Raw genomic sequence first — 25,062 nt, 5'->3', positions numbered from 1 at the left:
GTGCAGTCCGCGCGCCGCGGTGTTCACCTCTCCCTACGGGAGAAGTGACGAACCCTGCGTGGCGGTGAAGAATTTCCCTCGCATTTTAATGAAAATTGGTCGGCAAAACTGCTTTGCCGATTTTACTGAATTCTCGCGTTTGACGGCTAGCCTCGTTCGAAGAGGAATTCGGCGGCTTGCCAAGAGGCAAGACGGCTCGCCAAGAATTGGGGTCATCGAATGAACGGGGCGAAATCGCTTCTGCAGGATCTGGACGACGCGATCGCGCGGGGCACCGACGAAAGCCGGGCGCGCGCGCTGTGGCACGCGACCGATCTTTTGATCACCGGCCGCTACAGCGACGACGAGATCAGCATGTTCGGCGAGGTCATCGGACGGCTCGCCGACGAGATCGAGGTCGCCGCGCGCACGCAGCTCTCCGAGTTGATGGCGGCGTGCGATCACGCGCCGCTCAACGTGATCGAGCAGCTCGCCTTCGACGACGAGATCGAGGTGGCCGGCCCCGTGTTGCGCGACTCGACACGCATCGACGAGAAGATGCTGATCGAGAACGCCATGACCAAGGGCCAGTCGCACCTGCTGGCGATCTCGCAGCGCGAGTCGATCGGCGAGGCCGTGACCGACGTGCTGGTCAAGCGCGGCAATCGGGAGGTCGTGACCTCCGTCGCCAGGAACGAGGGCGCGCGTTTCTCGGGTTCGGGCCTGCTCCACATGGTCAGGCGCGCCGAGGGAGATTCGATTCTTGCTGAACAACTTGGCCTGCGCAAGGACGTGCCGCGGCACATCTTCCAGCAGCTCATCGCCAAGGCGTCGGAGGACGTCCGCCGTCGGCTCGAGACCGAGCGTCCCGAGATGATGGCGCAGATCCAGAGCTCGGTGACCGAGGTCACCGGCGACCTGCAATCGAAGTTCGGTCCGTCCTCGCGCAGCTATTTCGTCGCCAAGCGCGTGGTGACGACGCAGTACCGGCAGGGCAATCTCAACCAGGACTCGATCTCGAGCTATGCGCGCCAGCACCGTTTCGACGAGGTGCAGATCGGCCTGTCGCTGCTGTCGTCGCTTCCCGTGGACGTGATCGAGCGTGCGATGATGGACCGCAATCGCGAGATGCTCCTGGTCCTGTGCAAGGCGCTCGATTTCTCCTGGGACACCACCATGGCGCTGTTGTTTCTCGGCGCCAAGGATCATCTGATCACGGCGCGGGACCTCAACGATAGCGAGCGCGAGTTCGGCCGCCTCAACATCGAGACGTCGCGCAGCATCCTGAAGTTCTACCAGTCGCGCAAGAACAGCGCGGCCGCCGATCCCGCCGCGGGTCGTCAGGCCGAGCTGCAGATGCACTGAGCATCATTCCGGAATTCGAGAGGGGAGTGTTTGCAATGTTGCCTCAATTCGGCACCGCAATCCGCAAGAATCTCAACAAGGGTCTCGCCGTCGATGCTGGCGCAGCCCCGGAGAAGGCGTCGGTGGACGCGGCCTGGCTCGTGCTGGAAGCCGCCAACGACCTCGGCGACCAGGCCGCCGTCGACGCCTGCCGCCGTGTCATCGACGCCGAGCTCAACGGTACCGTTGCCGGCCGCTCCGACCTCGATCTCGTGCTGGGGTACTTCCGCTAGGAGCGCAAAGCCCCTTGCTGACGGGCGTGAACCGATAAGCACGTCCTGTCACCACAAAACAGGAAGGCCTCGCTTGCGCGAGGCCTTCCAAGCTCGATGACGGGACTCCTTTAGTCCTCGTCCCAGTAGTGACGGCGGATCACCACGCCGCGATCGAAGTCGCGGTCATGATGGTACCAGCCACGATGCCAGCCGCGGTCGTGACCGTAGATGCGCACGCCCGGACCGTCATAGCGGTCGCCGTAATAGTCCCTGTCGCCGCCAACATAGACGCCGAAGCCGCCTGCATTTGCGATGGTCGGGGCACTGACCGCAAGCGTCGCTACCGCTGCAAGAGCGTAAGTGAGCTTATTCATCCGTTCCTCCTGTGCATCGTTCGTGCGGGGGTCAACGGCCGTTGGCATCAGCCGTTGCAGGAACCAGGCAGGAACTTTCTTGAATGGCTGTTCAGCTTCGGCGGAATGACACTCGTCGGGCAGGCGCGGTCGAACGCGTGCTATCGTGCCACCTGGGATAGCATTCGCTATCCCAGGAATGCAGGAGAGATAGCCATGAAGACCTTGTCGCTCGTCGTCGTGAGTCTCGCTGTCGCAACCCTGTCAATGTCGACGGCAAATGCTCAGTACAAATGCTCCTGGAGCAGCGGAAGCATTTCCTCCGTCCCGTGCGCCAAACGCTATGCTGTCAATTACGAAGCGTGCCGGAAATACGTCGTGGAGCATGGCGCGACAGCGGGTGAAGCCATGTGGTGGTGCACAAGCCAGGGCTACACCAAATAAGGCTACACCAAATAAGGCTGCGCCAAGTGATTTGATGTCGACCACAAGGGAAGAGGCCGTCTCGGTGAGGCGGCCTCTTCTGCCTCAAGACCAGGGCGATGAATGGTACGATCGTCCTGAGCGCGAAACGCACATTGGCGTTCTATTTCTCCTCGCGGAATGTTCTGCGAAACTGCTTTTACTTTTTGACGTAGTGGCCGAAGAAGCCATGTCCTGGCGCGGCTTGTCACGCATCGACCGTTCGCGCAGTATGACGTTGAAATTGCGCGGCAATATGCGCATACACCCATCGACTAAAGTCGACAGTCAGCGAGGAAACGACAGAATGCGTAAGTTAGCTTTGGCCATTGCCGTGGTCGCGCCGTTGTTTGGTCACGCGGCGTGGGCCGAGGACACGATCAAGATCGGCTACATCGATCCGCTGTCCGGAGGCGGTGCCAGTGTCGGTGAGGGTGGTTTAAAGACATTCCAGTATCTGGCCGACGAGATCAACGCCAAGGGCGGCATTCTCGGCCACAAGGTCGAGATCGTGCCGCTCGACAACAAGACCAATCCGCAAGAAAGCCTGGTGCAGGCCCAGAAGGCGATCGACGCTGGCGTTCACTACATCACGCAAGGCAACGGTTCGTCCGTCGGCGCGGCCCTCGAGGATTTCGTCACCAAGCACAATACGCGCAATCCTGGCAAGGAAGTCCTGTACTTCAACTACGCCGCCGTCGATCCGAGCATGACCAACGAGAAGTGCAGCTACTGGCATTTCCGCTGGGATGCCAGCTCGGACATCAAGATGGAGGCGCTCACCAGCTACATGAAGGAAACCGCCTCGATCAAAAAGGTGTACCTGATCAATCAGGACTACTCGTTCGGCCAGTCGGTGCGCAGCGATGCGCGCAAGATGCTGGCGGCGAAGCGGCCTGACATCGAGATCGTCGGCGACGAACTGCATCCGCTGCTGAAGATCACGGACTTCTCGCCCTATATCGCGAAGATCAAGGCGTCCGGCGCCGACAGTGTCGTCACCGGCAACTGGGGCCAGGACATCGCGCTGTTGCTCAAGGCCGCCGCCGATGCCGGCCTGAAGGTCAACTGGTATACCTACTACGCCGGCGGCGCCGGTGGCCCGACGGCGATCAAGCAGACCGGTCTCGATCACCAGGTCTTCCAGATCACCGAGGGCTTTGCCAACTCGGGCAACCAGGCCGCGATGGACTTCGAGAAGGCGTTCCGCGCCAAGGCCAACATGTCGCTCTGGTATCCGCGCGCGGTCAACGAGATGCGCATGTTCAAGGCCGCGGCCGAGAAGGCCAACTCGATCGACCCCGTGAAGGTCGCAGCGGCGCTCGAGGATCTCAAGTTCGAGGTCCTGGATGGCGGCACCGGCGTCATGCGCAAGGACGACCATCAGTTCTTCCAACCGATTTACATCTCCTCCTTCGGCAAGCTTGCCGCGAACGAGCCGTTCGATGAGGAGAACACCGGTTGGGGCTGGCACCTGGTCTCCAAGATCGATACGCCGCAGGCCATGGTTTCCACGACTTGCAAAATGAAGCGGCCGTAACCACGGGGCAGGTCGCTTTCCCGCGACCGTCATCGGTCGCGGGAAGATGGCGACCGGAATGCGTTTGACCGATTGAACGATGTCCGCCGGGGCCATGCGGCCCTGGATAGCCACGAGTGCGCTGTGCTTGAACTCATTGTCATTTCGACCCTGAACGGCGTGCTGTTCGGCATGCTGCTCTTCCTGCTGTCGAGCGGGTTGACCGTCATCTTCAGCATGATGGGCGTGCTCAACTTCGCCCATGCCAGCTTCTATATGCTCGGCGCCTTCTTCGGCTTTCAGCTCACGAAGTGGATCGGCTTCTGGCCGGCGCTCGTGCTCGCGCCGCTGCTCGTGGGTGCGATCGGCATGGCCGTGGAGCGCTATGGCCTGCGCAACACGCACAAGCACGGCCATGTCGCGGAACTGCTGCTGACCTTCGGTCTCGCCTTCGCGATCGAAGAGATCGTGTCGATGATCTGGGGCAAGAGCCCGCTCGACTATCGGGTGCCGGCGCTGCTCGACTTCCCGGCCTTCACGGTCTTCTCGACCAACTATCCGGCCTACAAGATCTTCATGCTGGCGGTGTCGGTCGTGATCTTCGTGGCGCTGCTGATCGTGCTCAAGCGCACCCGGGTCGGCCTCATCGTGCAGGCGGCGCTCACGCATCCCCACATGGTGGCGCATCTCGGTCACAATGTCGGGCGGGTGTTCATGCTGGTGTTCGGCGTCGGCAGCGCTCTCGCCGGTCTTGCCGGCGTGATCGCCGGTCCGGCTTTGGTGACTCAATCCGATATGGCCGCTTCGCTCGGACCCATCCTGTTCGTTGTCATCGTCTTTGGTGGACTAGGCTCCTTGCCGGGCGCGTTCATCGCCTCGCTCGTCATCGGTCTGGTGCAGACTTTTGCGGTGGCGCTGAACGGCTCGCTGGCCAGCGCCTTTGGCCCGCTCGATCCGTCGGCGGGACCGTCCGTCCTCTCGGACGTCTGGAACGTCACAGTCGCCCAGGTCGCGCCGATCGTACCCTATGTCCTCCTGGTGCTCATTCTGATCGTTCGCCCCATGGGCCTGATGGGGACGCGCGAGTCATGACCACCAAGAAGACGTCGACATCGAAAGTCGCGGCAAAGTCCGCCGGCGAAAACCTGCGCTTCTACGGGGTCTGGCTGATCGCCGCGATCGCGCTGATCGTGCTGCCGCTGGTCTTCCCGTCGGGTGGATCGCTCACCTCCTTCAGCCTGATCGGGATCGCGATCGTCTTCGCGCTCTCCTACAACATCCTGCTCGGCCAGACCGGCCTGTTGTCGTTCGGTCACGCCGTTCACTACGGCCTTGGCGGCTTCGCGGCCTGCCACATGATGAATGCGGTGGTGGCGCACGACTGGCCGATTCCACTTCCCTTCATCCCGTTGTTCGGTGGGGTCGGTGGCCTCGTCTTCGCGTTGGTGATCGGCTGGGTAATGACGAAGCGCGCCGGCACCGTGTTCGCGATGATCTCGCTCGGCATCGGCGAATTGGTGGCGTCCTCGTCATTGATCCTGCGCTCGGTGTTCGGCGGCGAAGCCGGCATCACGACGGACCGTACGGCCTTGCCGCACATGTTCGGCTGGACATTCGGGCCGCAGCTCCAGGTCTACTACCTGATCGCGTTCTGGCTGGTGATATCCGCCATCGCGATGTATGCGCTCACCAGGACCCCGCTGGGGCGGATCAGCAATGCGGTCCGCGACAATCCCGAGCGCGTCCAGTTCATCGGCTATGATCCGCACGTCGTCCGCTACATCGCCTATTGCTTTGCCGGGTTCTTCGCCGGCATCGCCGGCGGATTGGCCGCAATCAATTTCGAGATCGCGAACTCCGCCTATCTCGGCGCGATCCAGTCCGGTCTCGTTCTCTTCGCGACTTTCATCGGCGGGACCGCTTATTTCTTCGGCCCGATCCTCGGCGCGATCCTGGTGACCTATCTCCAACTCGGGCTGACCAACGTCACCAGCGTCTGGCAGCTCTATTTCGGCATCATCTTCATCGGCATCGTGATGTTCTCGCCGGGCGGCATTGCCGGCCTCCTGATGATGCATCGCCCGCTGATCCGCGCCGGAACGCTGTGGACCGTGATTCCGTCCTATCTCGTCGCGATCGTGCCGACGGTTGCGCTTGCCTGCGGCATCATCCTGACGATAGAGACGATCGCACGCTATTCCGGTGGAGCGAGCAACCCAATCAATCTGTTCGCCATTGCGTTCAATCCAGTATCGCCGGTGACATGGGTCACCGCAGCGGTCCTCGTCGTCGGCGGCTTCATCGTCGCGCGATTGACCTGGCGTCGCGTCGCCGCAGCGTGGGACCGGGCAGCCACGGTCGCCCGTGATCGGGGGTATCTGGCATGACTGCAGCCATTGAAGTTCGTGCTGTCGAGAAGCGCTTCGGCAATGTCGGCATCATTCGCGATCTGAACCTGAGCGTCGCGCAAGGCGAGCGGCATGCCATCATCGGGCCGAACGGCGCGGGGAAATCCACGACGTTCAATCTGATCAGCGGTCATATCAAACCGACGTCAGGCGAGATCCGGCTGAACGGCGAGCAGATCTCCGGCCTGCGGCCGTTCGAGATCAACCGGCGCGGCTTGTCGCGTTCGTTCCAGGTCACCAACGTGTTCGCCCGCATGACGGTGTGGGAGAATGTCCGCTGCGCCGTGCTGTGGGCGACCGGGCATCGCTATGCATTCTGGAAGAATGTGGACCGCCTGCCCGAGGTGCGGGAAAGGACGGCCCAGATCCTGGACGATATCCATCTCACGCACCGGCGCGATGTTCCGGCGGGGCTCCTGACCTATGCCGAGCAGCGGGAACTGGAGATCGGCATCACCATCGCGAGCGGCGCCACCGTCGTCATGCTGGACGAGCCGACCGCAGGGATGAGCCACGCCGAAACCGAGCGCGCGGTGTCGCTGATTCGGCGACTGACCGAGGGGCGGACCCTGGTGATCGTCGAGCATGATATGAGCGTCGTTTTCGGCCTCGCCGACCGGATTTCGGTGCTGGTCTACGGACACATCATCGCGTCGGGCACGCCCGAGGAGATTCGGCGCGATCCGAAGGTCAAGGAAGCCTATCTCGGCGAGGAAGCGCACTGATGCTCGAGGTCAGGAATCTTCACGCCTATTACGGCAAGAGCCACATTCTCCAGGGTGTCGACCTCGATGTCGCTGCCGGCGAGGTGGTGAGTCTGCTCGGCCGCAATGGTGTGGGCCGTTCCACGACGGTCAAGGCGATCATGGGCGAGGTCAGCCCGATCGGAACGGTGCGCTTCAAGGGCAAGGACATCGCCGGCCTGCCAAGCTACAGGATCGCCCGTCTTGGACTCGGCTATGTTCCCGAACATCGCGACATCTTCCCGAGCCTGACGGTTCGTCAAAACCTTCTGCTCGGCATCAAGGATACGCGCCGTCCCGGCAAATGGCGCCTTCAGGACATGCTCGACATGTTTCCCAATCTCGCCGCGCGCGCCGATACGCCCGCGGGCGTGCTGTCCGGCGGCGAGAAGCAGATGCTGACCACCTGCCGGACGCTGATGGGCGATCCGGACCTCATCATGATCGACGAGCCGACCGAAGGCCTCGCGCCGCTGATCGTGCAGCAGGTCGGCGATCTGATCGCCCGCATCGCACAGGCCGGCGTCGCGATTCTGCTCGTCGAGCAAAAGCTTTCGATCGCGATGCGGATCTCGAACCGGGTCTACATCATGGGACATGGCCGCGTCGTGTTCGAAGGCACGCCGGACCAGCTCAAGGCCGACGCCGCGGTGCGCCAGGAGTGGCTCGAGGTCTGAGGTCGCAGCGCACATCGGACCTCGCCGATGCGGCGAGGCGAGCCGTCAGATCAATCAGGCAGCCTCGAGCGATCGGCTGATCAGCCGCAATTCCAGATTGGTCCGATCGGCGTCCGTGTCCAGCATGGTCCGAAGCTGCCGCCATTGTAGCGGCCGTTGTAAATGCCGGGCCGACCGAAATAGTGCCAGTCGCCATCCCACCAGTAATAGCGGGGGACCGGGTCGATGTACCACGGGCGTCGGTTGTTGCGCGCCACGCGCCATGTCGGGTCTTTCTGGGCATAGAGCGGTTGGCTGTTGCTCGGCGGCTGACGATAGCCCGGCAGGAAGCCGTAGCCATGCCAGCGCGGCGCAGGCCGCTTGTGAACCGGATCCGCCGGCGCGATGCCGGGCAGCAGCGACAGAACAACGGCGATCGATAGACACATAAGGCGCGACATGGTCGGACCATAAGCAATCGGCGGCGGGAAGGCGATTCAAACTTCAGTGCGAAGGTCCTTGCAGCTTGATGACCTGACAGCGGGAAGGCGTGCCGCCCCGGATCAAAGCGCCGGTCCACTGTCACGCGAGATCGGCTGGTCCAGCCCGATGCGGCACGGCAAGTCCGGCTCTCCACTCTCCCGCCGCGTTACAGGTTTTTAAGCAAACGCTGATGCAGGGCAGCGGCATTGGGCTGCCTTGCGACCCAGTCCACATTGTACTCGCCGTCGATCTTCACCCAAGACGTACGGGTTGGCGCATCACTGCCATCAAGTGAGTAGTAGGTGCATGTCGCTCGTTCTCGAATGATGGCGCCGATCGAGTCGTGCGCCTGGTAGTCGATCAGCGCGACATACTGAATCGGCGCGACCCGTGCGGCCTCGATCATGGCTTTTCTGGTCGGTTCAGATACGGCCCGAAACCGATCGGTGAAAAACTCGTCGAATGTGATCGATCTCCTGGACTCCTCTACACCAATCCGTTGAAAGCTGGACGGATCAGCCAGCCGCTCCTGGATTGCCTTCTCGCAGGTCTGCACAGACTGAGAGGTGAACGGCGAGTAGCCACGTGTGAAAGCATAGCCAAGCGCTATAACGACCAGCAATGCTGCGATGGCGAGTTTCGACTTCATCTATGTGACGTGTCTTCCGACCGGCTGCGTCCTGGTCGCGCGCACTTTGCATCGCGCGAACAAAAAAAGCCAAAACCGAAGACATATCATTTGGCGTGCGGTCATTACGAAACCCTAACGCTGTCCGGATCAAACCTGCGGCCATTTCACGCGCTACGTGTCTCGTCCGAGTGGTGACTGGCTAGGAGCTATCCGTTCAACATGGATAAAACCGTGCCAGCGAGATCATCCGTCCGTTCCACCAACTCGTCTGCGCCGGCCGCTTCGAGCTCATCCCGGGTGCCATATCCCCAAAGCACGCCAAGACCGCGCATATCGACCGCGTGCGCTCCGGCGATGTCATGCCGGCGATCTCCGACCATGAGACTGCGCGAGGCGGATATATCCTGTTCATACAGGATATGGGCGAGCAGCTTGGGCTTGTGATCGAGCTTGCCGCCCGGCACTGAGCCGTAGATGCCGTCGAAATATGTTGCCAGTTTCAGGTTCTCCAGGATGCGCCGGGCGAAGACTTCACGCTTCGATGTGGCGAGGTAGATCCGCAAGCCAGCTCGCTGCATTTCCTCAAGCGCGCCGCTGATCCCGGGGTAGGGTTCGCTTCCGAAGAGACCGCTTTCGCTGTAATGGTGCCGATAGGCCGTCACAGCCTCATCGAGCCGGTCGTCTCCGCGCGCCCTCAGCAAAGCCTGCAACATCTCTTCGAGCGGCGGCCCGATGGCGCGCTTGATGTCGAGCGTGTCACCGGGATCGTATCCGAGCGCACGCAGCGCGGCGATGCTGCTTGCCACAATGCCCGGCTGGGAATCGACCAGTGTTCCGTCAAGATCCAGGAGTACGGAGCGGAGTGGGGGCATGCTGGAACATAGCCGCCGGTAGCAGACGGGTAAACGCCTGCAAACTCGAGCCCCGCCACCGACGGGAAATGCCGGCAAGCCTGCCGCAATTTCCCGATACGGACGTCAAGCGATCATGATCATTCGCCCGGATATCGGGCGGCCGGCCGGCACCGATCACCAGGGCCGGAATCCGAACCACGCGTACTGTGGTTGCCGCGCCCACGGATCCATCTGCGGCTTCACGTGTCGCTTCGGCCGGATCGCGACGTGTTGCGGTTTGCGTTGTCGCTTGTGGTCAGCGGATTCGGGTGGACGCGAATCCGGCAGCATCGCCAATGCATTCGCGACCGCCGGAGTGTCTGCGCGGATGGCAGGTGGCGGGGTGGAGGTGAGCGCGGTCGCGGTGTCGATGTTCGATACGACAGGCGCCGCCGAGGTATCCAAGACCACCCGCTCGGGCAATTTTTGCTCGGAGTGAATGCGTATGGCCGGCCGGTCCGCAGCCGCGCCCGGAACGACCGGCGCCTTGGGCAGATAAAAGTCCGCAACAAACAAAAGCGCGAGCAACAGCGCGCCGATCTTCCAGAAATATGCCGCCAGCGGCATTTTGGTCGCTCCGTGCCCCCCTGCGATCTCTGGGCCCAGCCTGCGACGTTGTCTCAGCGAATATCGGTTCACCCGCGCGAAGCGGATTGATCTGGATCAAGCGCTCGAAGTCATCTTCGGGATGGTGCGATCGCGAAGCGTCTAGCGCTCAATTCTTCGATGATGGCATGGTGCCGCTGTTTTGCCCGACGTGTCAACCTCAGGATGTGCCAGCCATCATGACCTGTAGCCTTCGGCTACTTTGCATGGGGTTGTTTTCGATATTTTTGTCGGGACGCGTCGCGGAGGCTAGGGCTCGGCGGAAAACGACTAGCCGGCCCCGAGCGCGACGGCGACATTGTACGTGACGAGGCTCGCGGCATAGGCGAGCACCAGCATGTAGGCGAAGGTCACCGCCATCCAGGTCCAGCTTCCGGTCTCGCGCCGAATCACCGCCAGCGTCGATGCGCATTGCGGGGCGAAGATGTACCAGGCCAGCAGCGACAGCGCGGTCGCGAGCGACCATTTTGTCGCCAGAACCTGGCCGATCTGTTCGGCCGCCTCCTTGCCGCCTTCGATCGCATAGACGGTGCCGAGCGCCGCGACCGCGACCTCGCGTGCTGCCATGCCCGGGATCAGGGCGACGGCGATCTGCCAGTTGAAGCCGACCGGCGCGAGCAGCGGCGCGAGCGCCTTGCCCATGATCGCAGCCAGGCTGAAGTCGATCGCGGGTTCGGTTGCCCCGGCAGGCGGCTGCGGGAACGAGGCCAAAAACCAGATCAGCACCATCATGGAGAAGATCGTGGTGCCCGCGCGCTGCAAAAACATCCTCGCCCGCGTGAAGATGCCGATCGCGATCGATTTCAGGCGCGGCATCTTGTAGTCGGGCAGCTCCAGCATGAACGGCGCTGGCGCATAGTCGCGCAGCATGAAGAACTTGATCAGGAACGAGACCAGAAGCGCGCTGATGATGCCCGTCGCGTATAGGCCGAACATCACGAGGCCCTGCAGATTGATGAAGCCCCAGACCTCTTTCGCCGGAATGAAGGCGGAGATGATCAGCGTGTAGACGGGAATGCGCGCCGAGCAGGTCATCAGCGGCGCGATCAGGATCGTGGTCAGCCGGTCGCGCTTGTTGTCGATCACGCGCGTCGCCATGATGCCGGGAATGGCGCAGGCGAAGCTCGACAACAGCGGGATGAAGGCGCGGCCGTGCAGGCCGGCGCCGCCCATGATGCGGTCCATCAGGAAGGCGGCGCGCGCCATGTAGCCGAAATCTTCCAAGAGCAGGATGAACAGGAAGATGATGATGATCTGCGGCAGGAACACGATGACGCTGCCGACGCCGGAGATCACGCCGTTTTGCAGGAAGCTCTGCAACAGACCGGCGGGCAGGGTGTCGTGCACGAACTCGCCGAGCGCATCGAAGCCCGAATTGAGCAGCTCCATCAGCGGCTGCGCCCAGGCGAACACCGCCTGGAACATCACGAACAGGATCAGCGCGAGCACCAGCAGGCCGCCGACGGGGTGCAGCACCAGGGCGTCGATCCGCGCGGTCCAGGTGTCGGGCCGGCTCGGCAGGCTGACGCAGTCGGCGATGATCCGGTCGGCCTCTCGCTGGGTGGCGCGCAGTTCAGAGACGCTGAGCGCGCGCCACTTGTTCTCAGCCTCGGGCGAAACTTTCGCCGGGATCTCGTCGGTCAGCTTCAACAGCTCGGCAGTGCCGCCCTTGCGCACCGCGATCGAGGTGACCACGGGCACGCCGAGCTCCTTGGCAAGGCGCGCGACATCGACCGTGATACCGCGGCGGCTCGCGATGTCGAACATGTTGAGGACGAGGATCAGCGGCCGGCCGGTGCGCTTGAGCTCGAGCAGGAGGCGGATGGTCAGCCGCAGGTTGGTCGAATCGGCCACGCACAGCACGAGATCGGGCATGCGCTCGCCGGAGGCCTTGCCGAGCACGAAATCGCGGGTGATCTCCTCGTCCGGGCTGCGGCCGCGCAGCGAATAGGTGCCGGGGAGGTCCACCACCGAGACCTGGCGCCCGAGCGGGGTGACGAAGAAGCCCTCCTTGCGCTCGACGGTGACGCCCGGATAGTTCGCGACCTTCTGCCGGCTGCCGGTCAGCGCATTGAACAGCGAGGTTTTGCCGCTGTTTGGCGTGCCCACCAGGGCGAGATGCAGCAGGGGTGCTTCCATGAGATCAAAGGTCCGGCCGCATCACGCGACGATGATGGCCATGGCTTCGCGACGGCGTACCGCGATCGTGATGTTGTCGACGCGAACGGCGATCGGGTCGCGCCCGACGATGCCCTCGTGCAGGATCTCCACCCTGGCGCCCTCGACAAAGCCGAGCTCGATCAGGCGGCTCTCCAGCTCGATGTCCGGCAGTGCCGAGCCTGCGTCCTTGGCGGAAAGGTGCTGAATGATGCCGGTGTAGCCGCGCTGCGCCAGACCCAGCGGCAGGTGCGGGCGCGTGTCATTGTCGTCGCTCATGCCCTGTATTTTCAACGCAGGGCACTGAGGTCAAGCCGGCTCGGCCTGCCCGGGTTGCACCTTAGAGTGATTATAAAGTGCGAGCCGGCGCGACGCTGCCGGCTCGCTTCTGGCGCTTACTGAGCCGGGACCTTGTGCTCGGGCGGGACGGCCGCAGCGCGGTTCTTGAAGTAGTCGAGAACGAACAGGCGGATCGCCGACGACAGGTTACCCTGCTGGCGATTGCCGTCGATCTCGCCCACGAGCTCGGACAGCGTCATGTTGCGGAGGCCGGAAATCTCCTTCATGCCGTTCCAGAACGCCTCTTCCAGACTGACGCTGGTCTTGTGGCCGGCGACGACGATCGATCGTTTGACAACGGGCGATTTCATGGCTGTTCCTCGCGGTCGATCCGATGCTGGTCCAGGTGCTCCTTCGCTTGCGCCTTGCGTTTCTCTTCCGCTGAGCGTTCGGCCTTGGTGCGGCCGAACTTCGTTCGGTTGGCGTCCGCCTGCTTGGCCGAAGCTTCCCGCTCGGCCCGCTTCCTGATGCGGTTCAGGTTGATGACGTTCCCCATGTCGCGTCTCCATCACCCGATCCTCAGCGGGCGGGATGAAACATTCAGAAACCGGGCACAGCAATGTGCCGCATAAGATTTGATTGTCATTTGCTCGTCCTCGTCAATCGGCCCGATGGACCATCAAACGATCAATTTGGCCCCGGGAAGGGTGAGAGAGGTGGTGGATAGCATCCCTCCTCTCCGAGACATTGACGGTAATCAAATCCTGCCCTTTAAGCCCCTACAAATATGCTGTTTTGGGCTCCGTATCATTACGGATGGCTATCGGAATTCGGAAATCACCCCGGCCGTGTCATCTTCTCCGGCTGCACCAAGCGGTCGAACTCGTCCGCCAACACGAAGCCGAGCCGCAGCGCCTCCTCCTTCAATGTCGTGCCGTTCGCATGCGCCGTCTTCGCCACCTTGGCCGCGTTGTCGTAGCCGATCTTCGGTGCGAGCGCCGTCACCAGCATCAGCGACCGCTCCATCAGCTCGCGGATGTGCTTTTCGTCGGCGCGGATTCCGCTGACGCAATGTTCCGTGAAGGAGCGCGCCGCGTCGGCCATCAGGCGGATCGAGTGCAGCATGTTGTAGGCGAGCACCGGCTTGTAAACGTTGAGCTCGAAATGGCCCTGGCTGCCGGCGAGCGTGATTGCGGTGTTGTTGCCGAACACCTGGCAGCACACCATGGTCATCGCCTCGCACTGCGTCGGGTTGACCTTGCCGGGCATGATCGAGGAGCCGGGCTCATTCTCCGGCAGGATCAGCTCGCCCAGTCCCGAGCGCGGGCCGGAGCCGAGCAGGCGGATGTCGTTGGCGATCTTGAACAGCCCCGTCGCCACCGAGTTGATCGCGCCGTGCGCCAGCACATAGGCATCGTTGGAAGCCAGCGCCTCGAACTTGTTCGCGGCGCTGGTGAAGGGCAGCTTGGTGATGCCGGCCACATGCTTGGCGAACAGCTTGGCGAAGCGCGGCTTCGAGTTGAGACCGGTGCCCACCGCGGTGCCGCCTTGCGCCAGTGGATAGAGATCCTTCACCGCGACCTTGAGCCGGGCGATGCCGCTTTCGACCTGCGCGGCATAGCCCGAGAATTCCTGCCCGAGCGTCAGCGGCGTCGCGTCCTGGGTGTGGGTGCGGCCGATCTTGACGATCTTGGCGAACTCCTTCTCCTTCTTGCGCAGCGCCTGGTGCAGGTCGCCCAGCGCGGGGATCAGGTCGGCGGTGATCCGGCTTGCTGCCGCGATATGCATCGCGGTCGGGAACGAGTCGTTCGACGACTGGCTCATGTTGACGTGATCGTTGGGATGGACCGGCTTCTTGGCGCCGAGCTCGCCGCCGAGCAGCTCATTGGCGCGGTTGGCGATCACCTCGTTGAGGTTCATGTTGGACTGCGTGCCCGAGCCGGTCTGCCAGACCACCAGTGGAAAGTGATCGTCGAGGCTGCCGTCGATCACCTCGCGCGCGGCGCGGATGATGGCGTTGGCCCGGCGCTGGTCGAGCAGCCCGAGCTCGCGGTTGGACTGCGCCGCGGCCAGCTTGACGATGCCGAGCGCATGCACGAGCGCGATCGGCATGCGGTCCTGGCCGATGCGGAAATTCTGGCGCGAGCGTTCGGTCTGCGCGCCCCAATAGCGATCGGCGGGGACCTCGATGGGACCGAAGCTGTCGGTCTCGATGCGGGTGGCGGCGCGGTGCGAGGGGCGGGTGGTCTTGTCCATGAGCATATCCATTCTGCCGCGTTAGACTGCGCGGCCTTGCGGTTGCTCACCTATATAGGCGGTTTGGCCGCGTGTGGCGGCCGCGGGCCCCGGTCCTAGATCATTTCTTGCGGAAACGATCGAGCCGCACGACCTCGGCGCCACCCTGGCTCGGCGGAGTCGGCTCATCGACGGTCTCCGCCGTCTCGGCGGCAGGTGTTGCCACTGAGACGGCCGATGCAGCCGGGGCCGCCGGAAGTCCGGCGTGCGTATCCTCGGCGACGTCGGAGGTGTCGAACTGGAGGCCGAATTTCACCGACGGATCGAGGAAGCTCTTGATGGCGCTGAACGGCACCACCAGCCGCTCCGGAATGCCTCCGAACGACAGGCCGACCTCGAAGCGGTCCTCGAGCACGGTCAGATCCCAGAACTGGTGCTGGAGGATGATCGTCATCTCTTCCGGATACTGGGCCAAGAGCCGCGGCGACAGCTTCACACCCTCGGCCTTCGACACGAAGGTGATGAAGAAATGATGCTCGCCCGGCAATCCATGGGCTGCGGCATCGGTCAGCACCTTGCGCAGCACGCCGCGCAGCGCGTCGCGCGCCAGCACATCGTATCGGATATGATCGGTTGCCATGGTGGTCCTGTTGCATTCCCGAGAGCCAGGCCCTGCCGGCCCGACTCGCCAAGCCGGAATGGTACCGCGCCTGACGGGTCAGCAGGAGTCCCCGCCGGGACAAATAAAATGAAAAGCAAGTGGAGGCTTCTGTTGCCAGGTGCCTCCGAACCCCGCCTAGCGGAGCTTAACCCACTAGGACTTTAGAGTGGTCTTTCAAACTGCGTTACGCAGCCTGAGCAACCGGAGCAAAGTTGTCGTTGGCAACTATTGCAGTAGCCCGATAACGGCGGAACAATACCGGGAAAAAGTACGCCCTTTACGCCCTCGTCGATCCTATTTCGCCCCCGCCAAAACCCGCTTTTTGCGCGGGCAGGAAGCCCGCTATCCGGGTGGGCTTTGGTGGAGGCGCCGGGTACCGCCCCCGGGTCCGAATGGTTTATTGCGACGACCGTTTATTTCCATAGCCGGCGAACCGGCACCCACAATATAGGGGCAAACGTTTCAAAAAACAGGGGTTTCGAGCGACAACGTCGCTGTTCCCTTTGGATAGGGTTCCCCAGCGTCTTGGCCGTACCGCCGCACCTATTCTAAAGTCCGGCCATGTCGTCGGATTCATCACCGGCCGCCCAAGAGCCGGACCTTTCAGCCAGAAGCATTCCACCCGGCCTGCTGGCGCTGTTTGTCGCCTTTGCCCGGATGTCGCTGGCCGGCTTCGGCGGCGTTCTGGTGTTCGCCCGGCGAGCCATCGTCGACCAGCACCGCTGGATGACGGCCGAGGAATTCAACGAGACCTTCGCCCTCTGCCATTTCCTGCCCGGCCCCAACATCGTCAACCTGTCGATGGTGTTCGGCGCGCGGCTGCGCGGGATTGCCGGCGGCATTGCCGCCTTTACCGGGCTGCTGCTGCCGCCGACGCTGATCATGACCGTGCTTGCGGTCCTCTACGCCCATTTCGGCGAGCTGGAGCTTTTGCGCCGCAGCCTCGCCGGCATCTCCTGCGCCGCGGTGGGGCTCTTGATCGCGGTCGTTTTCCGCATGATGACCCCGCTGCTCAAGGGGCCGGACGCCACCGGGCTCATCCTGATGCTTGCGGTGTTCGCCGCCATCGGCGTGTTCCGCCTGCCGCTGCAGGCGGTGCTGCTGGTCGCGATCCCGCTCAGCGTCGCCGTGACCTTCATCCTGCGGCGGAAGGTAGCAGTATGACCAGCGAGAGCCCGATCTGGGCGCTGATCTCCACCTTTGGTCTGATGTCGCTGTTCGCCGTCGGCGGTGCCGCCGCGGCCGTCCCCGAGATGCACCGGATCGCGGTGGAGGTGCATCACTGGATGACCGACAAGCAGTTTGCCGACGCCTATGCGATCGCGCAGCTCTCGCCCGGTCCAAACGTCCTGATCGTCACATTGATCGGCTATGCCGTTGCCGGCATTCCCGGGGCACTGGTGGCGACGCTGGCGATGTGCCTGCCGACGGCGCTGCTTGCTTATTATGTCAGCCGCCTCCTGAACCGGCCCAGCCAATCGCGCTGGCCCGGCCTGATCCAGGCCGCACTGGTTCCGCTGTCGATCGGATTGATGGCGGCAAGTGCCTTAATTCTGGCCCAGGCGACCGATCGCAGCCTCGTTGCCCTGTTCCTGACCGCGGCCGTTGCGATCATCGCCTCCCTCTCGCGCATCAATCCGCTATGGCTGCTGCTGGCCGGGGGCCTGTTGGGTTTTGCTGGCATTGTGTGATGAAAATCGCTAGGCAGTGATGCGGGCGGGGGATCCTTTCCAGCCGATTTAGAACAACAACGCTCGTGACTTACAGGTCGCGGAGGAGACAAGCATGGCCGATACGATGGGCCACTCAGCGACAGCCACCCGAAACACGTCGCTGGCGCTCGGCTTTTGTCTGCTGGCGATTGCGCCGCAGATCTTCGAATTCGTCTGGTCGATCGGGACGATCTTCGGCTGGGGCACCGGCCGCGGTCCGGCGACAGTCGTGATCAGCCACGCCACAGCGCTACTGGTGGGGGCTCCCAGTGCAATACTCGCCGGCGACTCCAAGAAGTCGTCCGACGTGCTGTTGGCGCTGATCTATTCCTATCCGCTGTTTGTGGTGGCGATCCTCACGCTCTTCATGACGATCAGGTCGGCCCAGGATTACGTCGGCGGGATCGTCCTGATGGCGCTCGCCTTGTTCGCGCTATGGGCAGGGAGCGACTTGCAGGGCATGCGCGGCTTCTCCTTCGGTGCGGGGACCGCGCCACGCATGTTCGGCGGGCTCCTGGTCGCCCTGTCTGCCGGCATCGCATTGACGGGCCTCATGACCGAGGGGCCGGCGCTGGCTCACTATTCCTGGCGCGGGCCGTTGTTCGTGATGGCCGCGATCCTGTTCTTCGCGCTGGCGATCCGGCCGCTTGGCCTCGTCGTCTCGGCCTTCGCGAGCTTTCTCATTGCGGCGATGGGGTCGCACGAGACCCGCTTGCTCGAGGCCGTCATCGTCGGCGCCTGCCTGACGCTCGGCTGCGCGCTTCTGTTCCCCTACGTGCTCGGGTTGCCGATGCCGATGTTCCCACGTTTCCTGGTCCAGTGAGGGTGTGATGGAGCTCTTTGCCAACCTCGCTCACGGCTTTGTCGTCGCGTTTTCTCCGATCAATCTCCTGATGTGCCTGATCGGCGCCCTCGTCGGCACCCTGGTCGGCGTGCTGCCGGGCATCGGCACCATCGCAACCGTGGCAATGCTGCTGCCGATCACCTTCGGGCTGCCGCCGGTCGGTGCGCTGATCATGCTCGCCGGCATCTACTATGGCGCCCAGTACGGCGGCTCGACGACCTCGATCCTGGTCAACATCCCAGGTGAGGCGACATCGGTCGTCACGGCCATCGATGGCCATCAGATGGCGAAGCAGGGCCGCGCGGGCCCGGCGCTGGCGATCGCGGCGATCGGCTCGTTCTTCGCCGGCTGCGTCGCGACCGTGCTGATCGCTATCCTCGGCGCGCCGCTGACCAAGCTGGCGCTGGCGTTCGGCCCGGCCGAGTATTTCTCGCTGATGGTGCTCGGCCTGATCTTTGCGGTGGTGCTGGCCAAGGGCTCGGTGCTCAAGGCGATCGCGATGATCGTGCTGGGCCTCCTGCTGTCGATGGTCGGTTCCGACATCGAGACCGGTGCCTCGCGCATGGCCTTCAACATTCCGGAGCTCGCCGACGGCCTCGGCTTTGCGACGGTGGCGATGGGCGTGTTCGGCTTCGCCGAGATTATCCGCAATCTCGACCACGGCGCCGAGATGAACCGCGATCTCGTGCAGCAGAAGATCACCGGCCTGATGCCGACCAGGAAGGATCTGGCCGACTCGACGCCTCCGATCCTGCGCGGCACCGTGCTCGGCTCGATCCTCGGCATCTTGCCCGGCGGCGGCGCGGTGATCGCGTCGTTTGCGGCCTACACCCTCGAGAAGAAGCTCGCCAAGAACCCGTCGCGGTTCGGCCGCGGTGCGATCGAGGGCGTCGCGGCGCCGGAGAGTGCCAACAACGCGGCGGCACAGACCTCGTTCATCCCGCTGCTCACGCTCGGCATCCCGCCGAATGCGGTGATGGCGCTGATGGTCGGCGCGATGACCATTCACGGCATCGTGCCGGGTCCGCAGGTGATGCAGAAGCAGCCGGACCTCGTCTGGGGCATGATCGCCTCGATGTGGATCGGCAATTTGATGCTGATCATCATCAACCTGCCGCTGGTCGGAATCTGGGTGCGGCTATTGCGCGTGCCCTACCGGCTGATGTTCCCCTCGATCGTGATCTTCTGTGCGATCGGCATCTACTCCGTGAACAACGCGCCGGTCGACGTCATTCTTGCCGGCGTGTTTGGCCTGGTCGGCTACTGGCTGATCAAGCACGATTTCGAGCCGGCGCCGCTGCTGCTCGGCATGGTGCTCGGTCCGCTGATGGAGGAGAATCTGCGCCGGGCGCTGCTGATCTCGCGCGGCGACTGGAGCGTCTTCCTGACACGTCCATTGTCCGCCGTGCTGCTCGCGATCGCTGCCGGTCTCCTGGTCCTCACGGTGCTGCCTGCATTGCGGGCCAAGCGCGACGAGGTGTTCACGGAGTCCGAGAACTGATCGCGGCCGCCCTGCGTCGGCGCGCCGCATTCGGAAGTCGAATCGACTCGCGCGACAGCTTCGTGAAATGAAAATGCCGGCCGCTTGGCCGGCATTTTTTGTTCGTGTCCGAGGGGATCGGGATGACTTCAATTCGCGCGCTTGCGGGCGCATGTGTCGCAGCGTTCGCGTCGCTGTGCGCCTTTGTCGCACCGGCCGCAGCGCAGAGCTATCCGACGCGCAGCATCACCATGATCGTACCGTTCGCTGCCGGCGGTCCGACCGATGTGATCTCGCGCATCGTCACTGCGCATATGGCGCAAACGCTGGGACAGAGCATCATCATCGAGAACGTAGTCGGCGCCGGTGGCACCACCGCGACCACGCGTGCCGCGCGTGCGGCCAATGACGGCTACACGCTGATCACCGGCCACATGGGCACGCACGCCGCGTCCGTGCCGCTCTATCCGAAGCTCGCCTATCATCCCGAGAAGGACTTCGAGCCGATCGCGCTGCTCGCGGGCACGCCGATCCTGATCCTGGCGCGCAAGGACTTCCCGCCGAAGGACCTGAAGGAATTCGTCGCCTACGTGAAGGCGAACGCGGAGAAGGTGAACGCGGCACATGCCGGCGTGGGCTCCGTCTCGCACGCGTCGTGCGAGCTCTTGCACTCCATCCTCGACGTCAAGCCCGTCGGCGTGCCCTTCAACGGCACCGGACCTGCGATGAACGCGCTGGTGGCGGGCCAGGTCGACTACATGTGTGACCAGATCGTCAACGCCGTGCCGCAGATCAACGCCGGCACCATCAAGGCTTACGCAATCGCGACGGCCGAGCGCAATCCGTCGCTGCCGAACGTGCCGACGACGGCGGAGGCCGGCCTGCCCACGTTCCAGGCCCAGGCCTGGAACGCGATGTTCGCGCCGAAGGGAACTTCGCCGGCGATCCTGGCGAGCCTGAACGCGGCCGCCGCCAAGGCACTTGACGACGAGACCGTGCGCAAGCGCCTGCTCGAGCTCGGCAGCGTCATTCCGGGCGCTGCAGAGCGGACGCCGGAGGCGCTCGCAGCCCTCGTCAAAGCCGAGATCGCGAAGTGGAGCCCGGTGCTCAAACCGGCAACTTAACAAGCACAATCAAGCCGATAGGCGAGGGGCGGGACACCGGTTCCGCCCCTTGTCGTTTGCGGCGGGAACGCTCACTTTTCCGGGTATAATCAGTGCGGACAGCGAATCGCGGCTGTCGCAGCGCGGGACCGGCCGTTAAGTTCGCCGTCCTCCAAAGGCCCATAGACCCATGCACCAGTATCAGGACCTACTCGAGCGGATTCTTTCAGACGGCGCCGAGAAAACAGACCGGACCGGCACCGGCACGCTGTCGGTGTTCGGCCACCAGATGCGCTTCAATCTGTCCGCCGGTTTCCCGATGCTGACCACCAAGCGGCTGCCACTGAAGGCGATCGTGCATGAGCTGTTGTGGTTCCTGAAGGGCGACACCAACATCAAATATCTGCACGACCACGGCGTCACTATCTGGGACGAGTGGGCGGACGCCAATGGCGATCTCGGTCCGGTCTATGGCCATCAATGGCGCTCCTGGCCTGCGCCGGACGGTCGCAGCATCGACCAGATCTCGAGCGTGGTCGACACGATTAAGCGCAACCCCGACTCGCGTCGCCTGATCGTCTCGGCCTGGAATCCGGCCGAGGTCGACAAGATGGCGCTGCCGCCGTGCCACTGCCTGTTCCAGTTCTATGTCGCGAACGGGAAGCTGTCCTGCCAGCTCTATCAGCGCTCGGCCGATGTGTTCCTCGGCGTGCCCTTCAACATCGCCTCCTATGCGCTGCTCACGATGATGGTCGCGCAGGTCACGGGATTGAAGCCCGGCGACTTCGTGCATTCGCTCGGCGACACCCATCTCTATTCCAACCATCTGGAACAGGCGCGGCTTCAGTTAACGCGCGCACCACGTCCATTGCCGGTGATGAAGATCAACCCTGACGTGAAGGATATCTTTTCCTTCCGCTACGAGGACTTTGAGCTCGTCGGCTACGATCCGCATCCGCACATTAAAGCGGAAGTCGCGGTCTAGCGCAGATGTCCCTCAATATCCGCCGCGCGCGCTCCGGCGAAGCCGGCCTCATTCTCGCTTTCATCCGCGAGCTCGCCGAGTACGAAAAGCTTTCGCACGAGGTGGAAGCGACAGAGATGATGATCGCCGACGCTCTGTTCGGCGACGATCCGCGGCTCTATTGTGCGATCGCCGAATGGGAGGGCGAGCCGGTCGGCTTCGCGGTCTGGTTCCTCAACTTCTCCACTTTCAGCGGCCGCCACGGCATCTATCTCGAGGATCTCTATGTGCGGCCGTCGCATCGGGGCAGGGGCCTCGGCAAGGCGCTGCTGGTTTATCTCGCCAGAGAATGCGTCGAGAACGGGTGGTCGCGCCTGCAATGGGCCGTGCTCGACTGGAACGCGCCGTCGATTGCGTTCTACAAATCGCTCGGGGCCGTCATGATGGATGACTGGACGCTGTGCCGCGTCACCGGGCCTGCGCTGGCAAAGCTTGCAGGGAAGGCGCCGTGATGGAGATCGTCTTCGTCGTCGCCATAGCGGAGAACGGCGTCATCGGTGCTGGTGGCGCGATCCCCTGGCGGCTGAAATCCGACATGCAGCGCTTCAAGGCGCTCACGATCGGCAAGCCCGTGATCATGGGCCGGAAGACCTTTGAATCGCTGCGCCGGCCGCTTCCCAACCGCACCAACATCGTCATCACGCGCGATGCGGATTATCGCGCCCGAGGTGCCATCGTCACGACGTCGGCGGCGGATGCAGGCGCGGTCGCACGCGGCGATGCCCTGCGGCGTTCCGCCGCCGAAATCGCCGTGATCGGCGGCGCCGAGATCTATCGGCAATGGCTCGATCGCGCCGACCGCCTCGAAATCACCGAGGTGCACGCGCGGCCGGCGGGCGACACTTGTTTCGAGATCGACAAGGCGCAGTGGGAGGAAACCAGCCGCGTCCGCCATCCGGCGGGAGCCGACGACAGCGCGGACTTCTCCTATGTGACATATCGTCGGCGGTCCCGAGATTAACTGCATTCGCCAATGTTTACATTGACTTTTCCGCGCCCAAGCATAGCTCGGGGGGCAGTCAGGGGCGCGTTGTAAGGGGCCTGCCGGTCCCCTATAAAGCCGGACCGGACAAATGCCGGCCGGATGAGTTCTAGTCCCGGCCCGCCGAGGAGACTGTCGAATGCCGTGGAAGAATCAGGGCGGTGGCCCGTGGGGCTCGGGTCCGAAAGGGCCATGGGGCTCAGGCCCGCAACCGGTCGGGCCGAGGCCACCGGATCTGGAAGACCTTCTGCGGCGCGGCCAGGACCGCCTGCAGCAGCTTCTGCCCGGCGGCTATTTCTCCGGCGTCGGCATTACGCTGATCCTCCTGATCGTCCTCGCGTTCTGGCTGCTGTCGGGCTTCTTCCGCGTGCAGTCCGAAGAGCTCGGCGTCGTGCTGCGCTTCGGCAAGCACGTCCGCACCGTGCAGCCGGGCCTCAACTATCATCTGCCCTATCCGATCGAGACCGTGCTGCTGCCGAAGGCGCTGCGCGTCTCCACCATCTCCATCGGCATGACGCTGATCGACGATCCGACGCGGCGCGGCCGCTCGATCCGCGACGTGCCGGAGGAGAGCCTGATGCTGACCGGCGACGAGAACATCGTCGACGTCGATTTCACCGTGCTCTGGCGCATCAAGCCGGACGGTGTCGGTGACTTCCTCTTCAACATCCAGAACCCCGAAGGCACCGTGAAGGCGGTTGCCGAGAGCGCGATGCGCGAGGTCATCGGCCGCTCGCAGATCCAGCCGATCCTGACCGGCGCCCGCAACGTCACGGAACAGAACGTGCAGGAGCTGATGCAGAGGACGCTCGACAGCTACGGCTCGGGCATCCTCATCACCCAGGTGCAGATGCAGAAGGTCGATCCGCCCGCGCAGGTGATCGACGCCTTCCGCGACGTGCAGGCGGCGCGCTCCGACTCCGAGCGCTTGCAGAACGAGGCGCAGACCTATGCCAACCAGGTCGTGCCGCAGGCGCGCGGGCGCGCGGCGCAGATCCTGCAGGCCGCCGAAGGATACAAGGAGCAGGCGGTCGCCGAGGCCAAGGGCCAGAGCGCGCGCTTCCTGAAGGTATACGACGAATACAAGAAGGCGCCCGACGTGACGCGTGAACGGATCTATCTGGAGACGATGGAGCGCGTGCTCGGCGGCTCGGAAAAGCTGGTCTATGACGGCGGCTCCTCGGGCCAGGGCGTCGTGCCCTTCCTGCCGCTCAACGAACTGACGCCCAAGCGGGCGCCCACCCCCGGCCAGCAGTCGAGCGGAGGCACCCGATGAGGTCTCCGGTTACAGGCATTGTCTCGCTGCTCGGGTTGCTCCTGGTCCTGATCGTGGCCTACATGTCGCTGTTCACGGTGCAGCAGACCGAGCAGACCATCGTGCTTCAGTTCGGCAAACCCGTCGACGTCGTCACCGAGCCCGGCCTGCATTTCAAGGCGCCGTGGAATTCGGTGATCAACATCGACAAGCGGATTCTCGATCTCGAGAATCCATCGCAGGAGGCGATCGCCTCCGACCAGAAGCGCCTGGTGGTCGACGCCTTCGCGCGCTACCGCATCAAGGACGCGCTGCGCTTCTATCAGAGCGTCGGCTCGATCCAGTCCGCCAACCTCCAGCTCACCACGCTGCTCAACGCGGCGCTGCGCCGCGTGCTCGGCGAGGTCAGCTTCATCAACGTGGTGCGTGACGATCGCGAGAAGCTGATGCTGCGCATCCGCGACCAGCTCGATCACGAAGCCGATGGCTATGGCATCCAGGTCGTCGACGTCCGGATCCGACGCGCCGATCTGCCGGAGCAGAACAGCCAGGCGGTGTACCAGCGCATGAAGACCGAGCGTGAGCGCGAAGCTGCCGAGTTCCGCGCGCAGGGCGGTCAGAAGGCGCAGGAGATTCGCTCCAAGGCCGACCGCGAGGTGACCGTGATCGTCGCCGACGCCAATTCGCAGTCCGAGCAGATCCGGGGCGCGGGCGATGCCGAGCGCAACCGCCTGTTTGCCGAGGCTTACAGCAAGGATGCCGACTTCTTCGCCTTCTACCGGTCGATGACGGCATATGAGAACGGGCTGCGTTCCAACGACACCCGATTCCTGTTGCGCCCTGACTCGGATTTCTTCCGGTACTTCAGTAGTCCGGGCGGCAAGCCGAGTGGCGAGGCGCCGGCGCCGGCGAAACCTTAAAGGCTGAGCAAGCCGAAGGGCGGTGCGGCTGCCGCCCTTCGTCGAAGCAAGAACAGCA

Annotated in this window: 29 protein-coding genes and 1 other RNA gene; 18 read left to right on the top strand and 12 right to left on the bottom strand. The window is 63.5% G+C overall.

From position 1 onward, the window contains the following. The first annotated feature begins 219 nt into the window (after positions 1-219). Together MTR72_RS00535 and MTR72_RS00530 are read left to right on the top strand one after the other, a co-directional pair. Positions 220-1,344 carry a DUF2336 domain-containing protein gene (locus MTR72_RS00535; protein ID WP_280965777.1) on the top strand — a complete coding sequence of 375 codons (1,125 nt, stop codon included), beginning with the start codon at positions 220-222 and terminating at the stop codon, positions 1,342-1,344. A gap of 35 nt (positions 1,345-1,379) precedes the next feature. After that, positions 1,380-1,616: a hypothetical protein gene (locus MTR72_RS00530; protein ID WP_280965776.1), complete on the top strand. Its 237-nt coding sequence runs from the start codon at positions 1,380-1,382 to the stop codon at positions 1,614-1,616. A gap of 110 nt (positions 1,617-1,726) precedes the next feature. Here the strand turns inward: MTR72_RS00530 and MTR72_RS00525 are convergent, their stop codons facing one another. Further along, positions 1,727-1,972, bottom strand: coding sequence for a hypothetical protein (locus MTR72_RS00525; RefSeq protein WP_280965775.1), 246 nt, complete (start codon positions 1,970-1,972; stop codon positions 1,727-1,729). 195 nt (positions 1,973-2,167) lie between these two features. On the opposite strand from MTR72_RS00525, the gene MTR72_RS00520 reads away from it, so the two are divergent. The 6 genes from MTR72_RS00520 (at position 2,168) to MTR72_RS00495 (ending at position 7,760) form a co-directional block, all read left to right on the top strand. Then, complete coding sequence (locus tag MTR72_RS00520) at positions 2,168-2,395, top strand: hypothetical protein (RefSeq protein WP_280965774.1); 228 nt, start codon at positions 2,168-2,170, stop codon at positions 2,393-2,395. 325 nt (positions 2,396-2,720) lie between these two features. Then, positions 2,721-3,953, top strand: coding sequence for a branched-chain amino acid ABC transporter substrate-binding protein (locus MTR72_RS00515; protein ID WP_341509944.1), 1,233 nt, complete (start codon positions 2,721-2,723; stop codon positions 3,951-3,953). Between the two features lie 123 nt (positions 3,954-4,076). After that, the gene (locus MTR72_RS00510; RefSeq protein WP_341509943.1) at positions 4,077-5,024 is read left to right on the top strand and encodes a branched-chain amino acid ABC transporter permease; all 948 of its coding nucleotides are present in this window, start codon (positions 4,077-4,079) and stop codon (positions 5,022-5,024) included. Beyond that, complete coding sequence (locus MTR72_RS00505; protein WP_280965771.1) at positions 5,021-6,319, top strand: branched-chain amino acid ABC transporter permease; 1,299 nt, start codon at positions 5,021-5,023, stop codon at positions 6,317-6,319. Before MTR72_RS00510 ends, MTR72_RS00505 begins: the two co-directional genes overlap by 4 nt. Further along, positions 6,316-7,065: an ABC transporter ATP-binding protein gene (locus MTR72_RS00500; protein WP_341509942.1), complete on the top strand. Its 750-nt coding sequence runs from the start codon at positions 6,316-6,318 to the stop codon at positions 7,063-7,065. The genes MTR72_RS00505 and MTR72_RS00500 overlap by 4 nt, the downstream gene beginning before the upstream one ends. Then, positions 7,065-7,760 carry an ABC transporter ATP-binding protein gene (locus tag MTR72_RS00495; RefSeq protein WP_341509941.1) on the top strand — a complete coding sequence of 232 codons (696 nt, stop codon included), beginning with the start codon at positions 7,065-7,067 and terminating at the stop codon, positions 7,758-7,760. The genes MTR72_RS00500 and MTR72_RS00495 overlap by 1 nt, the downstream gene beginning before the upstream one ends. Before the next feature lie 80 nt (positions 7,761-7,840). On the opposite strand, the gene MTR72_RS00490 is transcribed toward MTR72_RS00495, so the two are convergent. The 11 genes from MTR72_RS00490 to ssrA form a co-directional block, all read right to left on the bottom strand. After that, entirely contained in the window at positions 7,841-8,200 is a 360-nt protein-coding gene (locus MTR72_RS00490) for a hypothetical protein (RefSeq protein WP_341509940.1), read from the bottom strand. A gap of 188 nt (positions 8,201-8,388) precedes the next feature. Next, positions 8,389-8,871, bottom strand: a complete 483-nt coding sequence (locus tag MTR72_RS00485) for a hypothetical protein (RefSeq protein ID WP_341509939.1) — start codon at positions 8,869-8,871, stop codon at positions 8,389-8,391. Between the two features lie 188 nt (positions 8,872-9,059). Then, positions 9,060-9,725 carry an HAD hydrolase-like protein gene (locus MTR72_RS00480; protein ID WP_341509938.1) on the bottom strand — a complete coding sequence of 222 codons (666 nt, stop codon included), beginning with the start codon at positions 9,723-9,725 and terminating at the stop codon, positions 9,060-9,062. Positions 9,726-9,881: 156 nt separating this feature from the next. Further along, positions 9,882-10,313 carry a hypothetical protein gene (locus MTR72_RS00475; protein WP_341509937.1) on the bottom strand — a complete coding sequence of 144 codons (432 nt, stop codon included), beginning with the start codon at positions 10,311-10,313 and terminating at the stop codon, positions 9,882-9,884. 309 nt (positions 10,314-10,622) lie between these two features. Beyond that, complete coding sequence (gene feoB / locus MTR72_RS00470) at positions 10,623-12,491, bottom strand: ferrous iron transporter B (protein WP_341509936.1); 1,869 nt, start codon at positions 12,489-12,491, stop codon at positions 10,623-10,625. 21 nt (positions 12,492-12,512) lie between these two features. Then, complete coding sequence (locus MTR72_RS00465) at positions 12,513-12,788, bottom strand: FeoA family protein (protein WP_280965763.1); 276 nt, start codon at positions 12,786-12,788, stop codon at positions 12,513-12,515. Positions 12,789-12,904: 116 nt separating this feature from the next. Beyond that, positions 12,905-13,159, bottom strand: coding sequence for a ribbon-helix-helix domain-containing protein (locus MTR72_RS00460; RefSeq protein WP_280965762.1), 255 nt, complete (start codon positions 13,157-13,159; stop codon positions 12,905-12,907). Further along, complete coding sequence (locus tag MTR72_RS00455) at positions 13,156-13,344, bottom strand: DUF4169 family protein (protein WP_280965761.1); 189 nt, start codon at positions 13,342-13,344, stop codon at positions 13,156-13,158. The genes MTR72_RS00460 and MTR72_RS00455 overlap by 4 nt, the downstream gene beginning before the upstream one ends. A gap of 281 nt (positions 13,345-13,625) precedes the next feature. Then, complete coding sequence (gene fumC, locus MTR72_RS00450; RefSeq protein ID WP_445819534.1) at positions 13,626-15,044, bottom strand: class II fumarate hydratase; 1,419 nt, start codon at positions 15,042-15,044, stop codon at positions 13,626-13,628. 100 nt (positions 15,045-15,144) lie between these two features. Further along, positions 15,145-15,663 carry an SspB family protein gene (locus tag MTR72_RS00445; protein WP_280965759.1) on the bottom strand — a complete coding sequence of 173 codons (519 nt, stop codon included), beginning with the start codon at positions 15,661-15,663 and terminating at the stop codon, positions 15,145-15,147. A gap of 118 nt (positions 15,664-15,781) precedes the next feature. Next, positions 15,782-16,161: a transfer-messenger RNA gene (ssrA, locus tag MTR72_RS00440) on the bottom strand. 84 nt (positions 16,162-16,245) lie between these two features. Between ssrA and MTR72_RS00435 the strand changes: the two genes are divergently transcribed. The 10 genes from MTR72_RS00435 (at position 16,246) to hflC (ending at position 25,004) form a co-directional block, all read left to right on the top strand. Beyond that, positions 16,246-16,848 (top strand): chromate transporter, encoded by a 603-nt coding sequence (locus MTR72_RS00435; RefSeq protein WP_341509934.1) that lies wholly within the window; start codon positions 16,246-16,248, stop codon positions 16,846-16,848. Further along, positions 16,845-17,375: a chromate transporter gene (locus MTR72_RS00430; protein WP_341509933.1), complete on the top strand. Its 531-nt coding sequence runs from the start codon at positions 16,845-16,847 to the stop codon at positions 17,373-17,375. The genes MTR72_RS00435 and MTR72_RS00430 overlap by 4 nt, the downstream gene beginning before the upstream one ends. Positions 17,376-17,469: 94 nt before the next feature. After that, the gene (locus MTR72_RS00425; RefSeq protein ID WP_280965756.1) at positions 17,470-18,219 is read left to right on the top strand and encodes a tripartite tricarboxylate transporter TctB family protein; all 750 of its coding nucleotides are present in this window, start codon (positions 17,470-17,472) and stop codon (positions 18,217-18,219) included. Positions 18,220-18,226: 7 nt separating this feature from the next. Beyond that, entirely contained in the window at positions 18,227-19,741 is a 1,515-nt protein-coding gene (locus tag MTR72_RS00420; protein ID WP_280965755.1) for a tripartite tricarboxylate transporter permease, read from the top strand. Between the two features lie 122 nt (positions 19,742-19,863). Continuing rightward, positions 19,864-20,844 (top strand): tripartite tricarboxylate transporter substrate-binding protein, encoded by a 981-nt coding sequence (locus MTR72_RS00415; protein ID WP_280965754.1) that lies wholly within the window; start codon positions 19,864-19,866, stop codon positions 20,842-20,844. A 169-nt stretch (positions 20,845-21,013) separates the two neighbouring features. Next, entirely contained in the window at positions 21,014-21,808 is a 795-nt protein-coding gene (locus MTR72_RS00410) for a thymidylate synthase (RefSeq protein ID WP_280965753.1), read from the top strand. Between the two features lie 5 nt (positions 21,809-21,813). Further along, complete coding sequence (locus tag MTR72_RS00405) at positions 21,814-22,299, top strand: GNAT family N-acetyltransferase (RefSeq protein ID WP_341509932.1); 486 nt, start codon at positions 21,814-21,816, stop codon at positions 22,297-22,299. Then, positions 22,299-22,808 (top strand): dihydrofolate reductase, encoded by a 510-nt coding sequence (locus tag MTR72_RS00400; RefSeq protein ID WP_280971073.1) that lies wholly within the window; start codon positions 22,299-22,301, stop codon positions 22,806-22,808. Before MTR72_RS00405 ends, MTR72_RS00400 begins: the two co-directional genes overlap by 1 nt. Positions 22,809-22,968: 160 nt before the next feature. After that, positions 22,969-24,105 carry an FtsH protease activity modulator HflK gene (hflK, locus tag MTR72_RS00395; RefSeq protein ID WP_341509931.1) on the top strand — a complete coding sequence of 379 codons (1,137 nt, stop codon included), beginning with the start codon at positions 22,969-22,971 and terminating at the stop codon, positions 24,103-24,105. Next, the gene (gene hflC / locus MTR72_RS00390) at positions 24,102-25,004 is read left to right on the top strand and encodes a protease modulator HflC (protein ID WP_280965750.1); all 903 of its coding nucleotides are present in this window, start codon (positions 24,102-24,104) and stop codon (positions 25,002-25,004) included. The genes hflK and hflC overlap by 4 nt, the downstream gene beginning before the upstream one ends. Positions 25,005-25,062: the final 58 nt, after the last annotated feature.

The organism is Bradyrhizobium sp. ISRA442 (assembly GCF_038085055.1).
GTDB lineage: Bacteria > Pseudomonadota > Alphaproteobacteria > Rhizobiales > Xanthobacteraceae > Bradyrhizobium.
The sequence above is the reverse complement of the archived record's forward strand: the minus strand, read 5'-3'. Positions and strand labels throughout refer to the sequence as shown.

Bases quoted from the DNA above. Each gene is read 5' to 3' on its own strand.
- MTR72_RS00535 (WP_280965777.1), top strand. From the start codon at position 220: ATGAACGGGGCGAAATCGCTTCTGCAGGATCTGGACGACGCGATCGCG.
- MTR72_RS00530 (WP_280965776.1), top strand. From the start codon at position 1,380: ATGTTGCCTCAATTCGGCACCGCAATCCGCAAGAATCTCAACAAGGGT.
- MTR72_RS00525 (WP_280965775.1), bottom strand. From the start codon at position 1,972: ATGAATAAGCTCACTTACGCTCTTGCAGCGGTAGCGACGCTTGCGGTC.
- MTR72_RS00520 (WP_280965774.1), top strand. From the start codon at position 2,168: ATGAAGACCTTGTCGCTCGTCGTCGTGAGTCTCGCTGTCGCAACCCTG.
- MTR72_RS00515 (WP_341509944.1), top strand. From the start codon at position 2,721: ATGCGTAAGTTAGCTTTGGCCATTGCCGTGGTCGCGCCGTTGTTTGGT.
- MTR72_RS00505 (WP_280965771.1), top strand. From the start codon at position 5,021: ATGACCACCAAGAAGACGTCGACATCGAAAGTCGCGGCAAAGTCCGCC.
- MTR72_RS00500 (WP_341509942.1), top strand. From the start codon at position 6,316: ATGACTGCAGCCATTGAAGTTCGTGCTGTCGAGAAGCGCTTCGGCAAT.
- MTR72_RS00495 (WP_341509941.1), top strand. From the start codon at position 7,065: ATGCTCGAGGTCAGGAATCTTCACGCCTATTACGGCAAGAGCCACATT.
- MTR72_RS00490 (WP_341509940.1), bottom strand. From the start codon at position 8,200: ATGTCGCGCCTTATGTGTCTATCGATCGCCGTTGTTCTGTCGCTGCTG.
- MTR72_RS00485 (WP_341509939.1), bottom strand. From the start codon at position 8,871: ATGAAGTCGAAACTCGCCATCGCAGCATTGCTGGTCGTTATAGCGCTT.
- MTR72_RS00480 (WP_341509938.1), bottom strand. From the start codon at position 9,725: ATGCCCCCACTCCGCTCCGTACTCCTGGATCTTGACGGAACACTGGTC.
- MTR72_RS00475 (WP_341509937.1), bottom strand. From the start codon at position 10,313: ATGCCGCTGGCGGCATATTTCTGGAAGATCGGCGCGCTGTTGCTCGCG.
- feoB (WP_341509936.1), bottom strand. From the start codon at position 12,491: ATGGAAGCACCCCTGCTGCATCTCGCCCTGGTGGGCACGCCAAACAGC.
- MTR72_RS00465 (WP_280965763.1), bottom strand. From the start codon at position 12,788: ATGAGCGACGACAATGACACGCGCCCGCACCTGCCGCTGGGTCTGGCG.
- MTR72_RS00460 (WP_280965762.1), bottom strand. From the start codon at position 13,159: ATGAAATCGCCCGTTGTCAAACGATCGATCGTCGTCGCCGGCCACAAG.
- MTR72_RS00455 (WP_280965761.1), bottom strand. From the start codon at position 13,344: ATGGGGAACGTCATCAACCTGAACCGCATCAGGAAGCGGGCCGAGCGG.
- fumC (WP_445819534.1), bottom strand. From the start codon at position 15,044: ATGGACAAGACCACCCGCCCCTCGCACCGCGCCGCCACCCGCATCGAG.
- MTR72_RS00445 (WP_280965759.1), bottom strand. From the start codon at position 15,663: ATGGCAACCGATCATATCCGATACGATGTGCTGGCGCGCGACGCGCTG.
- MTR72_RS00435 (WP_341509934.1), top strand. From the start codon at position 16,246: ATGTCGTCGGATTCATCACCGGCCGCCCAAGAGCCGGACCTTTCAGCC.
- MTR72_RS00430 (WP_341509933.1), top strand. From the start codon at position 16,845: ATGACCAGCGAGAGCCCGATCTGGGCGCTGATCTCCACCTTTGGTCTG.
- MTR72_RS00425 (WP_280965756.1), top strand. From the start codon at position 17,470: ATGGCCGATACGATGGGCCACTCAGCGACAGCCACCCGAAACACGTCG.
- MTR72_RS00420 (WP_280965755.1), top strand. From the start codon at position 18,227: ATGGAGCTCTTTGCCAACCTCGCTCACGGCTTTGTCGTCGCGTTTTCT.
- MTR72_RS00415 (WP_280965754.1), top strand. From the start codon at position 19,864: ATGACTTCAATTCGCGCGCTTGCGGGCGCATGTGTCGCAGCGTTCGCG.
- MTR72_RS00410 (WP_280965753.1), top strand. From the start codon at position 21,014: ATGCACCAGTATCAGGACCTACTCGAGCGGATTCTTTCAGACGGCGCC.
- MTR72_RS00405 (WP_341509932.1), top strand. From the start codon at position 21,814: ATGTCCCTCAATATCCGCCGCGCGCGCTCCGGCGAAGCCGGCCTCATT.
- MTR72_RS00400 (WP_280971073.1), top strand. From the start codon at position 22,299: ATGGAGATCGTCTTCGTCGTCGCCATAGCGGAGAACGGCGTCATCGGT.
- hflK (WP_341509931.1), top strand. From the start codon at position 22,969: ATGCCGTGGAAGAATCAGGGCGGTGGCCCGTGGGGCTCGGGTCCGAAA.
- hflC (WP_280965750.1), top strand. From the start codon at position 24,102: ATGAGGTCTCCGGTTACAGGCATTGTCTCGCTGCTCGGGTTGCTCCTG.